Here is a 15,152-nt window from a genome sequence, read left to right as displayed (position 1 = left end):
CTCGGCATGTGGTGGGCGGCGGCGGTCATCGGGCGCTCACCGCCGGCAGGGGGTCGGCGGTGGTGAGTGGCTCGGCGACGACCTGCGGGCGGCCGTCGTCGCCGAGCCGGATCGCGACGCTGCGCCGCAACTCCTCGCGCGGATCGGGGTAATCGGATCGGGTATGGCAGCCGCGGCTTTCGGCGCGGGCGGTGGCCGCGAGGAGGAGGGTCCGCGCGGCCAGTGTCAGAGCGGCGTCCTCCACGGCGGCCAGCACTCCGGCCCGCTCACCGTGCAGCCGCGAAATTGACTGCGGTGCAGCCATTTCCGGCGCTGCAGCCTCGCGGTCGCGTCGGCCGTCCGCGGAACCGGCCTGCGCCGGACCGGGAACCCCTTGTGCCGCATCACCTTCCGAAGAATCGGCAGCCGCATCCGTGGTCCCGGACTTCGCCGTGCCGCTGCCCCGCAGATGCAGCACGCGCAGCATCGCCCCGCGCAGCCCGTCACCGTCGCGAACGACGGCGGCATGTGCCGACATCAACTGCTGCAGCGCGGTGCGATCGATGCGCGGCAGCGACATCTCCGGCACCGACGTCACCTCCGGAGCGGAAGCGACCCGCTCGGCCGCGGCGGCCCCCGCCCGCTCGCCGACGACCAAACCCTCGAGCAGGCTGTTCGACGCCAGCCGGTTCGCGCCGTGCAGACCGGTGCGCGCCACCTCGCCGGCCGCGTACAGGCCGGGGACGGCGGTGCGCCCGTGCGTATCGGTGACGACGCCGCCGCACTGGAAATGCGCGGCCGGCGCGACCGGGATCAGATCGGTGCGCGGATCCAGCCCCGCGGCGCGGCACGAGGTGGTGATCGTCGGAAACCGTTGCCCGAACCCGTCGATCGCGCGGGCGTCGAGATACACGTGATCGGTGCCGAGCTGTCGCATCCTGGCGGCGATGGCCTTGGAGACGATATCGCGCGGTGCCAGATCGCCCCGCGGATCGACACCGGCGGTCACCGAATCACCGTTCGAGTCGACCAGCACCGCGCCCTCGCCGCGCACCGCCTCGCTGATCAGCGGCCGACGCCCCAGCCCCCCGGGGCTGAACAGCACGGTGGGGTGGAACTGCACGAATTCCAGATCGGCGACCAGCGCACCGGCCCGCAGCGCCAGCGCGATGCCGTCGGCCGTGGCCCCGGGCGGGTTGGTGCTGCAGGCGTAGAGCTGTCCGAGGCCGCCGGTCGCCAGCAGGACGGCCGGGGCGTGGACGATGCCGAAACCCTGATCCGACACCACGATCACACCACGCACCCCGTCGGGCCCGGTGACGATGTCGAGGGCGGCGGTGCCGAACAGCACGGGCAGTCCGGCGGCGTTCAGCGCGCGCTGCACCTCGGCGCCGGTGGCGTCACCGCCGGCGTGGATGATGCGGCGCGTGCTGTGCCCGCCCTCGCGGGTGCGCGAGACCTGGCCGTCGCGCCCGAGGTCGAAGACCGCACCCAGATCGGTCAGGGCCGCGACGGCATCCCGGCCGCCCGCCACGATGGAGCGCACCGCCTGTGCGTCGCACAGTCCCGCTCCGGCGTCGACGGTGTCGGCGACATGCGAGTCGACGGTGTCGCCGTCGGGCGCGACCACCGCGATCCCACCCTGTGCGTATTGCGTGGACGTATCCGTCGGGCCACCCTTGCTCAGGGTCAGGACCCGCAACCCCCGCAGCGAGGCGGTGCGGGCCGCGGTCAAACCCGCGACACCGCCACCGATCACCACCAGATCAGCTTCGGCTTCCCAGCCGATCGAAGGCGTCATCATCATCGATCGAACCTTTCCGGCCCGCCCGGAGGCGGGTGCCGGTGCTATTCGCCGCCGCCGGGATTGCCGATGGCGATCATGCGCTGCACCGAATTACGTGCCAGCGCTGCGGTTTCCGGATCGACGTGCACCTCGTCGAGTTCGTCGGTCAGGCAGCGCAGCAGCGCGGCCGGCGTGATCATCTTCATGTACTTGCAGGACGCGCGATCGTTGACGGCCTGGAAGTCGATGCCCGGGGCGGCCTTGCGCAGCTGGTGCAGCATGCCGACCTCGGTGGCGACCAGGACCTGGCTCGACTGCGCCGCCTTCGCGGCGTCGATCATGCCGCCGGTGGACAGGATGTGGACCCGGTCGGCCGGGAACGCGCCCTCCCCCGCGAGATACAGAGCCGAGGTGGCGCAACCGCATTCGGGATGCACGAACAGCTCGGCATCGGGATGGGTGCGGGCCTGTTCGGTCAGTTCGTCGCCGTTGATGCCGGCGTGCACGTGGCATTCACCGGCCCAGATGTGCATGTTCTCCCGCCCGGTCACCCGCTTCACGTGGGCGCCGAGGAACTGGTCGGGCAGGAACAGCACCTCGCGGTCGGGATCGATGGAGGCGACCACGTCGACGGCATTGGACGAGGTGCAGCAGATGTCTGTCAGCGCCTTCACCGCGGCGGTGGTGTTCACATACGACACCACGAGGGCGCCCGGATGTTCGGCCTTCCACGCGCGCAGGTCGTCGGCGGTGATGGAGTCGGCCAGCGAGCAGCCCGCGCGCTGGTCCGGAATCAGCACGGTCTTGTCCGGGCTGAGAATCTTCGCGGTCTCGGCCATGAAGTGCACGCCGCAGAACACGATGGTGTCCTCGGGCGCCTCGGCGGCGATCCGCGACAGGGCCAGGGAATCGCCGACGTGATCGGCCACATCCTGGATCTCGGGTAGCTGGTAGTTGTGCGCCAGGATGGTGGCGTTGCGCTCGCGCGCCAGCCGCTTGATCTCCTGCGCCCACTCCGGCGTGGCCTCGACTCCGCCGAACCCGTCCGGACCGTCGATGACCTGCGCTGCGAATGCCTGCGTCGTCGGACCAGTGGTCGCTGTCGTCAGACTCATTGACGCCATGGCATGGCTCCTTCCTCATGCGCGCGGCACTCGCGCCACGCGCATCACCCCGGGCCGATTCGCTTCAACCCGGTTTTCGACTTACAATCGAAAACGTGGCCCATAGTAGCACCATTCACGAATCGCTCACCGCGGTGTTCCAGGTTCGTCGCTTCATGGACACCGTCACCGCAGGTCCGGGGGGTGATCACTCGGTGATTGCGAGCGAACCGGTGGATCCGCAGAGTCCGCGCGGCAATCACGGCCTCCGCACCGAACTCGGGGTGTTGCTGTGGCAGCGGGCGATGGAACCCCAGACCGGCACCTGGTCGCTACCCGGCGGCCGGCTGCGCGACGACGAGGATCTCGACACCTCCGCCCGCCGTCAGCTGGCCGAGAAGGTCGATGTACGTGAGCTGTGGCATATCGAGCAGCTGTCGGTCTTCAGCGATCCGCATCGAGTGCCCGGGGTGCGCCGCATCGCCTCGGCCTATCTGGGACTGGTGCCGCTGACCGCGGACCCGCAACTGCCCGCCGACACCCGCTGGCATCCGGTGTCGGCCCTGCCGAACATGTCGTTCGACCACGGCACCGTCGTGCATCACGCCCGCACCCGGCTGGCGGCGAAGCTCTCGTACACCAATATCGCCTTCGCCCTGGCACCTTCGTCGTTCACCATGTCGACGTTGCGCGAAATATATTGCACCGCACTGGGTTACGATGTCGACACCACCAACCTGCAACGAGTGTTGAGCCGCCGCAAGGTGATCACGCCGACCGGAGAGACCGCCGCGCCGGGTAAATCGGGTGGGCGGCCCGCGGCGGTCTATCGGTTCACCGACGACGAGATCCGCGTGACCGACGAATTCGCGGCGCTGCGACCCCCGGGGTGAACGGCTTGCACGGCGTGTTCCGGGCGATGCGTGGAGTGCGGTCCACCTCGGGTCGCGCCGTCGCGCGCCCGGATCCGACATCGTCCGGCATCGGATCGGGGGTTGCCGGCCGCTGAGCCCGAGGGCATCGACTGCCGCGTGAGCGGGCTGCGTGTGGTCGGCGCGCGGACAGGGGGCCGCCGGAACACTGCGCCGACCGCCGCCGGACGCCTGGGTCCGCGCACGGTAGCGTCGGCGGAATGGAATCGCTGATGCACCGGATTCTCGATATCGCGCCGGTGTGGGTCTATCTCACGGTCGGGCTGCTGGTGTTCGCCGAGGACGCGATCTTCGTCGGATTCGTGATTCCGGGGGAGACCGCGGCCGTCCTGGGCGGCGTGGCCGCCAGTCAGGGTCACGTCGTGCTCTGGGCGATGATCGTGCTGGTCGTGGCCGCGGCGATCATCGGCGACTCGGTGGGCTACGAGGTGGGCAAACATTTCGGCAGCCGTCTGCTCGCCGCCTCCTTCCTCGACAAACACCGCGGCCGCCTGGACAAGGCGCAGGATTTCCTCGCCCGCCGCGGCGGCTGGGCGGTCTTCCTCGGCCGCTTCACCGCCTTCTTCCGCGCGGTGATGCCCGCCCTGGTGGGCGCCTCCCGCATGCCATACCCGAAGTTCCTTTCGTTCAACGCCTTCGGCGGCATCGTCTGGGGAACGACCTTCGTGGTCCTCGGCTACGTCGCCGGCAATTCCTACGAGACGGTGGCAAAGACCGTCGGCCGCGATATGGCGATCGCGGTGGTGGTGATCGTCGTCGTGGCGCTGATCGTGTGGAAGCTGCGCGAACGACGCCAAGAGAAGAAGATCGAATCCGAATACCACGCCACCCACGACGGGCGCTGAATCCCTACCCCCGCCGATTCACCACTGCCGGTCCCGATGCTTGACCGTGCGCCGATAGGTGCGCTTGTTCGCCACCGGCTGCGCCGCAGCGGATCTGCGAAGTTCGTGGCGCCGCCGCCACGCGGTGAGATCGGGCCGCTCACTGGATTCGATTGCCGCGCAATCACTTTCCGATCGCGTCGTCATTCCTGCCATTCCTACACCTCCCCTCCTGGCTGACCGGACGCAACGGTAACTACCGTGAACCCGGATCGCCATCGAATAAATGGCGATCCGGGGGTCGAGAACGGTCACCCGCATGGGGGCCGGTACGCCCTCTGCCGCAGGTGTTCGCGCCATACCTCTTCGGTGAGTACGGATTTCGTAGTGGAGCAGATTCGGTCGACAACGTGCTGCGGGTCGAGATCCCACACCTGTGCGCTTCTGTCGCCGGCGCCACCGACCAAATGTTTCCCGTCGAGGAAGAAGTCGATGTGACCCAACATCGACTTGCCCGCCGAGACCACAGCATGGTCGACACCGTGCGGACGGTGTGGATCACTGAAGTCCCACAGCCGGACCTCGGTTCTGTCAGCGGACGCGAGTGTCTTTCCGTCCGGCGCGAACACCAACGACGCGACCATGGATGTATGCCCGCTGAGAGGGCCACCGACCAGCTTGGGCGCCCCCGGATCCGAAATGTCCCACACGCGGATCTTTTGATCATCGGCGGCGGTCACCAAGATGCGACCGTCCGGTGTGACGGCTGACGGCAGTCCAGATTCGGCGGAACCGCCCCGCACCTCGCTGACGTATCGGAGCTCGGCATGCTCGCCGATATTCCACAGGCCGACCGCCCCGCCGAGCTGGCTCACGGCGAGATATCTTCCACCCGCCACGAATTCGACGCTGAATATGTACGGGTACTTCCTGCCAGTGATAGGCATCCGTGCACTCGCCGCCGCGAACCGAGCCGGATCGGAAATATCCCACAGTTGGAACCACGTTGTGTCGGCGCTACGTCCCGCGACGACTATTCGTTCGGATCGGCCGTCGAATGCAACCGCATCAACAATCCCGTCATCGCGCCCGCCTGTCGACGGGTCAACCGGTATTCGCCCGAGCGAGGCGATCGTCTTCCCATCGCTGATATCGAACAGTTCGGGATTCGAGAAGGCATCGATCACCATGACCCTTCGAGCGTCGGAACTGATGGTCACACGGAGCGGCCCTCGCGATCCGCCCCCGTGCAGAGCGATCCGGCCGATCCGATGCGCGGTTGCCGATCCTTCCAGTGACCAGATCTCGATAGCTGGTCCGTCGAGCATAGCCACCCGATTGCTCCGTACCGCAACCACTCGGCCATGCGGCTTATCCCTCCCGACCGGGCCCGGCAGCGACCACAGCCGCACACTCCCGTCCTGTCCAGCTGTGGCAACCTCCCCTCCGCCCGGGGTGAACGACAACCCGCTCAATGCTCCCTTCACCCCCGCCAACGGCCGTCCGGCCGGCAAGGGATTGCCGATGTCGCTCACGTCCCACAGCCGCACCACTCCATTCGACTCGTCGGCGAGAACTCGACTGTCGGCGCGGAACGCCAGCGGCGCGTGCATCGTCACCTGTGCGTCCTGGAGAGGCGACGGCGCCCGCTGCGGGTGCGACGGCGCCGAGACATTCCACAACTCCACCGTCCTGTTCACTGCAACAGCGGCAGTATCACCGTCAGGACTCAAGGCGATAGAGTTGACCTTTTCGGCCAAATTTCCCTGCGGGACTGCGGGTTTCCGCACATCGTCCAGTTGCCAGATCTGTGTGTGTTTGTCGAGGGTCAGCGTGAGCGCCCGGTGCAGGTCGGCGCTGAACCTCACCATCTCGTACGAGTCCCCCGGCGCTCCCGAACGTGGGATGATCGTGCCGACCGTGACCGGGTTGTCCGGATGAGAAATATCGAACGCGTCGATTCCGCCGCTGTCAGCGGCCGTGAGCAATGTGGCGCCGTCCGCGCTCATCGTCAGCCCGCGCGCGTATCCTGCGGGGATCTCGCGTCCGAGTTGCGCGGGACGACCAGGGTGACGAACATCCCACAACCGGACGGTGTGATCTGCGCTCTTGGACGCCAGAACAGACCCCTCACGACCGAATGCGAGTTCGTACACGAAGTCGGTGTGCCCGGTAATCGGCGCGCCGAGCGAGTGCGGATGGCTGTGATCCGAAATGTCCCATAGCCGAATCGTGTTGTCGCCGCCGGAGGATGCCATTGTCGTGCCGTCGGGGCTGATGGCCACCGAATAGACCCATCCGTCGTGGCCGGGCAGCCGTGCCGCGAGGGGCATGGTCTGCGTGTTCACCATCCGGGCACGAGCCCCCGGATCATCGCGATTCATCCGGTACGCCACCAGATCCAACTGCGCCGACAGCGACGGATCCGAGCCCTCCACTCGATCCGCCTCGGCCAGCACCGAACGGAACACGGCGTTGTCCCGTTCGTGGGAGGCGTTGTGGCTCTGGACGAATGCGACACCGGCGAGGGCGAGCGAGACCACGGTCAGCACGGCCAGCGCCGACCTTCGTGCCGTCGCGCGGCGCTGTGCGCGCTTGCGGGCCGACTCCGAGGCGCCCAGGAATTCCGCCGCCACCGGACCGAGGGCGGCGTTGCGGGCGTGGTCGCGCATCGTGGTCAGACGTGCTCCGCGATACAGCAGCGACGGGTCTCGGTCGTGCTCCGCCCAGTCGGCGGCATCGGTGTGCAGGCGTTGGCGTTCCAGGTAGCCGACGCGGTCGTCGTCGATCCAAGAGCGCAGGCGGGGCCAGGCGTCCAGGACGATTTCGTGGGTGAGGTAGGCGGTGTCGGCGTCGAGGGTGATCAGGCGGGTGCGGGCCAGGGCGTCGAGGGCCGCGTCGGCGGCTTCGACTGTGCGGGTGAGCAATTCGGCGCGCGAGACCTTACGGCGGGTGTCGCGGGAGTCGTCACCGACCGCGACCAGGCCGAGCAGCACCTGTTTACCCACGGCGCGCTGGAGGTCGGTGAGGTCGTTCCATGCCTGTTCGGCGGTGGCCGCGACCGAGCCGAGCACTCCCCCGGCGGCTCGGTAGCCCTCGATCGTCAGCCGGGAGCCGTCGCGGCGCTCCCACACCGCCTCCATCACATGGGACACCAGCGGCAGCGCACCCGGGTCGTAGCTTCGGCGGTCCCCTCCGCCGCCGAGGCCACACAGCTCGCTGATCACCAGTTCCTCGAGGCCGGATTCCAGTTTGTATCCGGCCATTTCGGCGGGGCGGGTGATGGCGTCGGCCAACTCGTCCAGCCGCATCGGGCCCAGCAGATAGCTGCGATGTTTCAGCGCGTCTTCCAGAACGGGCTCGTCCAGGCAACGCGCGTAGAAGTCCGCCCGGATCGCGGCGACGACCGCCACCGGGGCATGTTCGTTCGCGACGGCCAGATGTTCCAGCACCGCAAGGAATTCGGCACGCGCGCGCTCCTCCCGGCACAGCGTGAACAGTTCCTCCAGCTGGTCGACCACCAATATCCGCCGCCCGGCCGATGCCCATCGGGCGACAGCATCGGGTACCGAACCCACCAGATCGACCTCGGAGCCGACCGCGACCTGCCGCGCACCCGTCGGCGGGTGCGCAGGTGACACCGGTTGTCCCGGTTCGGGTTCGGACCGGTCGGACTCTCCGCCCGGTGACGAGCCCGTCAGGTCCGGACGTCCTGTCTCCGCGGCGGTGTCACGGCGATCGGCGATATCGGGCGGAATCGACGAGACGCCCTGGGAATCCACCGCCGCGAGCAACGCCCGCATCGGATCCGGGCCGGGTGTCATGGTGGCGATCGCCCATGCGGGATCCGAATCGGTCAGGGCCGGAAGCACTCCCGCATGCAGCAGGGAGGATTTACCAGCCCCGGAGGCGCCGACGAGAACCACAAGTCCGCCGTCGCCCGCAGCGGTGGTGCGGATCAGGCCGACCAGGTCCGCCGTATGCCGGGCGCGACCGAAGAAGACGTCGACGTCCTCGGATCGGTACGACGCCAGACCGAGATACGGGCAGACGACATCGGCCGCTTCGGAATTCGGATCCCAGTCGTTCGAATCGGTCCACAGTTGTTGCCACTGGTGCAGATCCAGCAGCGACGGGGTCACCGGAAGGCTGGATTTGCGGGCCTCGTCGATCAGGGTGAGCAGCACCGGCAGCAGGGATTCGAAGCGCGCGGGCACATTCCGGCCCGCCTTCCAATCGCTGAGGCGCTGCACCGACACCGGAGACTTCTGTCCCGGGCCGCGGGTGGCGCGCATCCGCGCCTCGGCTGCCGCCGCGACCCGTCGCAGCGTGGGATTGCCGGCGGCGGCGAACAGTTCCGCGAAGCGTTGGGAGAAAAGAGTTCTCGGCGAGGATCGGGGCCGTCCCCGCCGCGGCGGTGCGGATTCCACGGGTACCTCCTGCACAGTCGGTGATCGTTCGGACACTGTGCAGCTTCGCGGGCCCACCCGGCCGGGAGCCGTAGGATATGACGAAAGCCGTGGTAGGGGCCAATAATTCGAATTCCGGACCGGATATTCGCACGGTCCCGAAACCCCCGATCCACCCGCCGGCCCCCTCCCCACAGTGCCGGATTCAGGCTACCCACCGACGGCAGGAGTCATATCCCCCGCAACCGTCCGCAGACCGAACCGGCTGTCGCCGCATCGATCTCACCGACGCGGGCCGAACCCGGGCGCGCGTCTCCGGAGCCGTCCCGAGCGCAACACCCGCGGCGCGAACGACTCAGCGCTGGGAGTCGGCGTTCTGATACGACCCGGGTCGATGGTAGGGCCCGTAGGTCACCTCGGACAGCGGGGTGCGGGGTGCGGGTTCCAGCGGTTCACCGCGTCCGCTTCCCAGGTCCTCGGAGGTGCTCAGCGCCGAGAGCAGGAGCACGACCAGTCCGGCGACCAGCGGCTGCAGCAGCAGCGCGGTCCAGCCTTCGACGGTGGGCGCGAGTTCCACGACGGTGTGCACGGGCGGGTTGTGGGAGCGGGGGTGGATCCAGCGCGCGACCTGTTCGCCGAACCACGACATCACCCAGGCTCCGGCCAGCGAACCGATCAGCAGACTCACCAGCATGATCGGCCCGCGCATCGCGCGCCGGCGCCACACCGCGGCGGCGCTCAGCAGTCCGGTCACCAGGCCGACGCAGGCGAAGATCGCCACCGCGTCGAAGCGGTGCGCACTTTCCCCGGTGAGTGCCATACCGCTACCGGGTTCGACGACGAAGACCTTCTCGGTCGGTGCGAGCATGGCCCACACTCCGCCGCCGATGATGCTGACCACCAGCACCGCCGCGACGATCCACAGCGCCGCGCGCAGCTCGCGCGGTGCGGGAGAGGCTGCGGCGGCGCCGCGGGAGGTCATCAGCGATGGTCCAGGCTGTGGGAATCGATCACCCCGTGCCGCGAGCATTTCGCCCACCAGCCGTCCGGACTCACCTGCACGATCATCCGGCGACCGCACTGCTCGCAGAAGCGCGGCGGTTCCAGGCCCAGGGCCGCGGCCGCCGGCACCGGATCGTCGAGGCCCACGACGATCCGCTTCCCGGTGTACGGGTTGTAGCGCTCTTGCATATCAGGCTGTGGCATCTGGACCACCATTCGCGAAACCCCTCATGAAGTGCAGCTCTCCAGCTGCTCGACAATACCCGAACCGCCGCGGCCGCGAGCGCTCAGAGGGTCTCGTTGAGCGCCTTGATCGGCATCTTCAGATCGGTGAGCAGGTCCAGGTCCGCTTCGGCGGGACGGCCCAGCGTGGTCAGGTAGTTGCCGACGATCACGGCGTTGATGCCACCGAGAATGCCCTGCTTGGCGCCCAGGTCGCCGAGGGTGATCTCCCGGCCGCCCGCGAAACGCAGGATGGTGCGCGGCAGCGCGAGCCGGAACGCGGCGACGGCGCGCAGCGCATCGGCCGCGGGCAGCACCTCGAGGTCACCGAACGGGGTGCCCGGGCGCGGGTTGAGGAAGTTCAGCGGAACCTCGTCGGGCTCCAATTCGGCCAGGTTGGCAGCGAATTCGGCCCGCTGCTCCAGGGTTTCGCCCATGCCGAGGATGCCGCCGCAGCACACCTCCATACCGGCCTCGCGCACCATGCGCAGGGTGTCCCAGCGCTCCTCCCAGGTGTGGGTGGTGACCACGTTCGGGAAGTGCGAGCGCGAGGTCTCGAGGTTGTGGTTGTAGCGGTGCACGCCCATCGCGGCGAGCTGATCGACCTGTTCCTGGTTCAGCATGCCCAGCGAGCAGGCGACCTGGATGTCGACCTCGTTGCGGATGGCCTCGACGCCGGCGGCGACCTGCGCCATCAGCCGCTCGTCCGGACCGCGCACGGCGGCGACGATGCAGAATTCGGTGGCGCCGGTCTTGGCGGTCTGCTTCGCGGCCTCGACCAGGCTCGGGATGTCGAGCCAGGCGGCGCGCACCGGCGACTGGAACAGGCCCGACTGCGAGCAGAAGTGGCAGTCCTCGGGGCAGCCGCCGGTCTTGAGCGAGATGATGCCCTCGACCTCGACCTCCGGGCCACACCACTTCATCCGCACCTCGTGCGCGAGCTCCAGCAGCGCCTCGAGCTGGTCGTCGCCCAGGCGCAGCACCTCGAGGGTCTGCTCCTGAGTCAGTCCGACGCCACGTTCGAGAACCTGCTCGCGCGCGGTGGCCAGAATGTCGGTCTTCACGGGTGCCTGCGTCACAGCACGAATCCCTTCCTCCGGCCGATGCGGCCGTGCAACTTGAACGGTGTTCAGGCTAGGGTAGCGGGGTCAGTGAGTCAAAACACGCGAGGGGTAGAAGTGCAGCTACATCGGGCGGATGTGATCGACGGCGCCATCGCCATCCTCGATCAGTACGGGCTCGCCGATCTGACCATGCGCCGCCTCGCCACCGCTCTGCACGTGCAGCCGGGGGCGCTGTACTGGCATTTCCCGAACAAGCAGGCGCTGCTCGGCGCGGTCGCCGACCGCATCCTCACCCCGATGGAGGAACCGGTCGCCGCCGCGGACTGGCCGGGCCAGATCAGCGAACTGGCGCATCGGCTGCGGTCGTGTCTGCTGGCCTATCGCGACGGCGCGGAGGTGGTCTCGGCCACCTACGCCTCCCGCCTGACCACCAGCAAGGGCCGGGAACGCTTGGCCAGTGCGATGATTCGCGGCGGCATGACCCACGAGGAGGCCGATCTGGCGGCCTACACGCTGCTGTACTACGTCCTCGGCGAGACGGTGGACGAGCAGTCGCGGATGCAGATGGACTCCGCGGGCGCGCTGGCGGAGGAGGATTCCCCGCTCTACGAGAACACCTCGGCCACCGAGCGATTCGACTTCGGGTTGCAACTGTTCGTGGGCGGAGTGCTGCATCTGCTCGGGAGCCGGGTGCGCTAGCCGGACATTTCGGACGGTAGTATTCGGGACCGTCATCCCCGGCGGCGCGGGAATCCGGTGAGAATCCGGAACGGTCGCGCCACTGTGACCGTGGGCGGGCGCCGACGTGCGGACCGCTGCGGGAGTCAGACCTCGGTCGCCGGGCACTGCTCTGAAGAGGTCGCGTGATGCCTGTGGAGTTCCGGCGATGAATCGCGTCCGGACAACGATCGTCGTCCCCGTGACACTGGCGGCGCTGCTCGTCGCCATGGTGGTGGCGACCGCGTGTGGCGCCGAGCCGCTTCCGATCCCGGCGGTGCTCGAGGTGCTGGGCGGACATCTGGGCGGCTCCGGTGCGGTCGATTCCGCCTTCGACACCATCGTGTGGCAGTTGCGGGTGCCGCGCACGATCCTGGCCGCGGTGGTCGGTGCGGGCCTGGCGCTCGCCGGGGCCGCCATGCAGACATTGGTGCGCAATCCCCTGGCCGATCCGTATCTGCTCGGTGTGTCCTCGGGCGCGGGAGTGGGCGCGGCGGCCGTGATCACGTCGGGGTTGTTCGCCGGCGCCGGAATCTGGGCGCTGTCGGGCGGCGCGCTCGCCGGCGCCTTGACGGCGGCGGCCACGGTGTTCGCGATCGCGATGGCGCAGGGCGGGTTGACGCCACTGCGCCTCGTCCTGACCGGAACCGTGCTGGGATCGGCGTTTTCGGCGCTGAGCAGCTACCTCATCTTCCGCAGCGCCGACCCGAAGGCCGCGCAGTCGGTGCTGTTCTGGCTGCTCGGCAGCCTGGCCGGAGCCGATTGGACACGAATCGCGGTACCCGCCACCGTCGTTGCGCTCGCGGCGGCAACTCTGCTGGCCGTACACGGGTGGCTCGACGCGTTGAGCGTCGGCGCCGAGACCGCCGCATCGGTGGGAGTGCCGGTGCGGGCCCTGCGATACGGGTTGTTCGTCGGACTGGCGATCCTGGTCGGCGTCCTGGTGGCGGTGTCCGGCGGGATCGGCTTCGTGGGGTTGGTGGTACCGCATGCGGCGCGGATGCTGGTGGGCTCCACCCATCGGCGGTTACTGCCGGTCGCGGCGCTGTGCGGTGCGCTGTTCCTGGTCGTGGCCGACGCGGCGGCACGAGTTCTCGTGCGGCCCACCGAAATTCCGGTGGGTGTGCTCACCGGGCTGATCGGCGCGCCGGTGTTTCTGCTGCTGATGGGCCGGCGGCGTTACCGGTTCGGTGCGGCATGAACGGGCCTGCGCCGCAGTTCCCGGCGGACGGAGGCGTCCCGGCCGCCCCGTCGGCACCTGTCCCCTCGCCCCCGCTCGCCGCTGAGCGCTCGCCGGAAACGGTCGCCGCCACACTACGGGTAGAGCACCTGACGTGCGGGCCGCGCGGCGCAGTGGTACTGGCAGATGCCGACTTCGACGTCCGTCCCGGTGAGGTGGTCGGCGTCGTCGGACCCAACGGCGCCGGAAAGTCCACGCTGCTACGCACCATCGGCGGACTTCTGCGCCCGCGCCGAGGCCGCGTCCTGGTGAATGGCAGTGCGCTGCATGCCCTCCCGGCGCGACGCCGCGCTCGAACGGCCGCCATGGTCGGGCAGGACGACCAGCCGCCGGCGGATCTGTGCGCCGGCGACGTGGTGGCGCTGGGCCGCACGCCGTATCTGCCGCCGTGGGGCGCGGGCAGTCCGGCCGAACGCCGCGCGATCGGCGAGGCCTTGGCGGCTGTCGATCTCGACGGATTCGCCGATCGCCCGGTGTGGCGGATGTCCGGGGGTGAGCGGCAGCGGGTGCTGCTGGCCCGGGCCCTGGCGCAGGCGAGCCCGCTGCTGCTGCTCGACGAGCCGACCAATCACCTGGACATCACCCACCGGCTCGCGCTGCTGGATCTGGTTCGGGGACTGGGCCGCACCGTCGTGGTCGCCCTGCACGACCTGACCCTGGCCGACCGCTACTGCGACCGGGTGCTGGTCGTGCACGACGGATCCGCCTCGGACCTGCGGGCTCCGCGAGAAGCGTTGAGTTCGGAGGTTCTCGCCACGGTCTTCGGGGTGCGGGCAGCGCGCGTGCGACATCCGGAGACAGGCGCGACACATCTTCTGCTGGAACCGAATACGGAGGCATAGACGTTATGCGACTTCTGCGATGGCTCGCCGTCGCTTCGACCGTCGCGTCCTTGGTGGCGTGTGGCCCCGCGCAGACCTCCGACGGCAATCTGACCCTCACCAATTGCGGTGAGCAGGTGCGGTTTCCGGCTCCGGCGCAGCGCATGTTCGTCAACGACACCAATATGGTCGCGATGACGCTGGCCTTGGGCGCACAGGATTCGGTCGCCGCGGTGGCCGGTCTGCAACAGGATGTCGCGACCCTGCGGCGGCACTACGGTGACGTCGTCGATCGGTTGGACAATGTCGCGCCGAGCTCGCCGTCCCGGGAGACGGTGCTGGCCCGGCGCCCCGATGTGATGGTGGCCGGCTGGAACTACGGCTACAGCGAGGCCACCGATCTCACACCGGATACGCTGCGCGCCAACGGTATCGCGCCCTACATCCTCACCGAGAGCTGCCGACCGCACGCCGGTCAGCGGCAACGCGGCACCGTCGAACCGTGGGCGGCGCTGCGCGCGGATCTGTCGAATCTGGGCGCGATCACCGGACACTCCGACCGGGCCACCGCCCTCGTCGCCGACATCGATACCCGCCTCCAGCGCTTGCGCGCCGCACCGCGGGCCGCCACACCGCCAACCCTGTTCGTCTTCGACACCGCGAGCGAAACCATCTTCTCCAGCGGCAGATTCGGCGGGCCTCAGGCCGTCCTCGAGGCCGCCGATGCCCGCAACGCCCTCGACGACGTGGCCGACACCTGGACGGCGGTGTCGTGGGAACGCCTGGCCGCCGCCGACCCGGACGCCCTCGTCTTCGTCGACTACCCGGGGCAGAGCTTCGCCCAGAAGGTGGAGGCCCTGCGCGCCAAACCCGGCATCAACCGGCTGCGCGCGGTGACCGAGCAACGCTTCCTCAACCTGCCCTATGTGCTCTGGACGTCGAGCCCGCTCAACATCGACGCCGCCGAGCAGGTGCGGGCACAACTCGAACGGTGGAACATGCTGCCGCCCTCGGATATTCGCCCGGCATTCGACGACGCCGTGCGTTGAACCG

The 15,152-nt window shown here is 68.8% G+C and carries 13 protein-coding genes; 6 read left to right on the top strand and 7 right to left on the bottom strand.

The annotated features are described in order from the left end of the window. Positions 1-25: 25 nt before the first annotated feature. Both NK1_RS07400 and nadA read right to left on the bottom strand, forming a co-directional pair. A complete protein-coding gene (locus NK1_RS07400; protein ID WP_374726742.1) occupies positions 26-1,786 on the bottom strand; it encodes an L-aspartate oxidase in 1,761 nt (586 codons plus the stop codon). Positions 1,787-1,827: 41 nt separating this feature from the next. Then, the gene (gene nadA / locus NK1_RS07395) at positions 1,828-2,880 is read right to left on the bottom strand and encodes a quinolinate synthase NadA (RefSeq protein WP_063007809.1); all 1,053 of its coding nucleotides are present in this window, start codon (positions 2,878-2,880) and stop codon (positions 1,828-1,830) included. A gap of 104 nt (positions 2,881-2,984) precedes the next feature. Here nadA and NK1_RS07390 point away from each other — a divergent pair, with 104 nt between their 5' ends. Continuing rightward, entirely contained in the window at positions 2,985-3,761 is a 777-nt protein-coding gene (locus NK1_RS07390; protein WP_063007808.1) for an NUDIX hydrolase, read from the top strand. A 239-nt stretch (positions 3,762-4,000) separates the two neighbouring features. Then, complete coding sequence (locus tag NK1_RS07385) at positions 4,001-4,645, top strand: DedA family protein (protein WP_063007807.1); 645 nt, start codon at positions 4,001-4,003, stop codon at positions 4,643-4,645. Between the two features lie 18 nt (positions 4,646-4,663). Here NK1_RS07385 and NK1_RS34925 read toward each other — a convergent pair whose 3' ends face one another. The 5 genes from NK1_RS34925 to bioB all read right to left on the bottom strand — a co-directional run bounded on the left by NK1_RS34925 (position 4,664) and on the right by bioB (position 11,336). Further along, a complete protein-coding gene (locus NK1_RS34925; protein ID WP_167354239.1) occupies positions 4,664-4,831 on the bottom strand; it encodes a hypothetical protein in 168 nt (55 codons plus the stop codon). Between the two features lie 104 nt (positions 4,832-4,935). Next, positions 4,936-9,054 carry an NACHT and WD repeat domain-containing protein gene (locus tag NK1_RS07380; RefSeq protein ID WP_063007806.1) on the bottom strand — a complete coding sequence of 1,373 codons (4,119 nt, stop codon included), beginning with the start codon at positions 9,052-9,054 and terminating at the stop codon, positions 4,936-4,938. A gap of 334 nt (positions 9,055-9,388) precedes the next feature. After that, positions 9,389-10,015 (bottom strand): DUF2567 domain-containing protein, encoded by a 627-nt coding sequence (locus NK1_RS07375; protein ID WP_063007805.1) that lies wholly within the window; start codon positions 10,013-10,015, stop codon positions 9,389-9,391. Then, positions 10,015-10,239: a biotin synthase auxiliary protein BsaP gene (bsaP, locus tag NK1_RS07370; RefSeq protein ID WP_036500577.1), complete on the bottom strand. Its 225-nt coding sequence runs from the start codon at positions 10,237-10,239 to the stop codon at positions 10,015-10,017. The genes NK1_RS07375 and bsaP overlap by 1 nt, the downstream gene beginning before the upstream one ends. Positions 10,240-10,322: 83 nt before the next feature. Next, positions 10,323-11,336: a biotin synthase BioB gene (bioB, locus tag NK1_RS07365; protein ID WP_030514661.1), complete on the bottom strand. Its 1,014-nt coding sequence runs from the start codon at positions 11,334-11,336 to the stop codon at positions 10,323-10,325. Between the two features lie 99 nt (positions 11,337-11,435). Here bioB and NK1_RS07360 point away from each other — a divergent pair, with 99 nt between their 5' ends. From NK1_RS07360 to NK1_RS07345, 4 genes are all read left to right on the top strand, one after another. Then, complete coding sequence (locus NK1_RS07360; RefSeq protein WP_036500482.1) at positions 11,436-12,020, top strand: TetR family transcriptional regulator; 585 nt, start codon at positions 11,436-11,438, stop codon at positions 12,018-12,020. 187 nt (positions 12,021-12,207) lie between these two features. Then, positions 12,208-13,239, top strand: coding sequence for a FecCD family ABC transporter permease (locus tag NK1_RS07355; RefSeq protein WP_063007804.1), 1,032 nt, complete (start codon positions 12,208-12,210; stop codon positions 13,237-13,239). Between the two features lie 152 nt (positions 13,240-13,391). Further along, entirely contained in the window at positions 13,392-14,120 is a 729-nt protein-coding gene (locus NK1_RS07350) for an ABC transporter ATP-binding protein (RefSeq protein ID WP_245660383.1), read from the top strand. A 5-nt stretch (positions 14,121-14,125) separates the two neighbouring features. Beyond that, a complete protein-coding gene (locus tag NK1_RS07345) occupies positions 14,126-15,148 on the top strand; it encodes an ABC transporter substrate-binding protein (RefSeq protein ID WP_063007803.1) in 1,023 nt (340 codons plus the stop codon). Positions 15,149-15,152 lie beyond the last annotated feature (4 nt).

Origin of the sequence: Nocardia kruczakiae NBRC 101016, from assembly GCF_001612965.1 — a bacterium.
GTDB classification, from domain to species: Bacteria; Actinomycetota; Actinomycetes; order Mycobacteriales; family Mycobacteriaceae; genus Nocardia; species Nocardia kruczakiae.
This window is presented reverse-complemented; position numbering and strand designations above follow the sequence as displayed.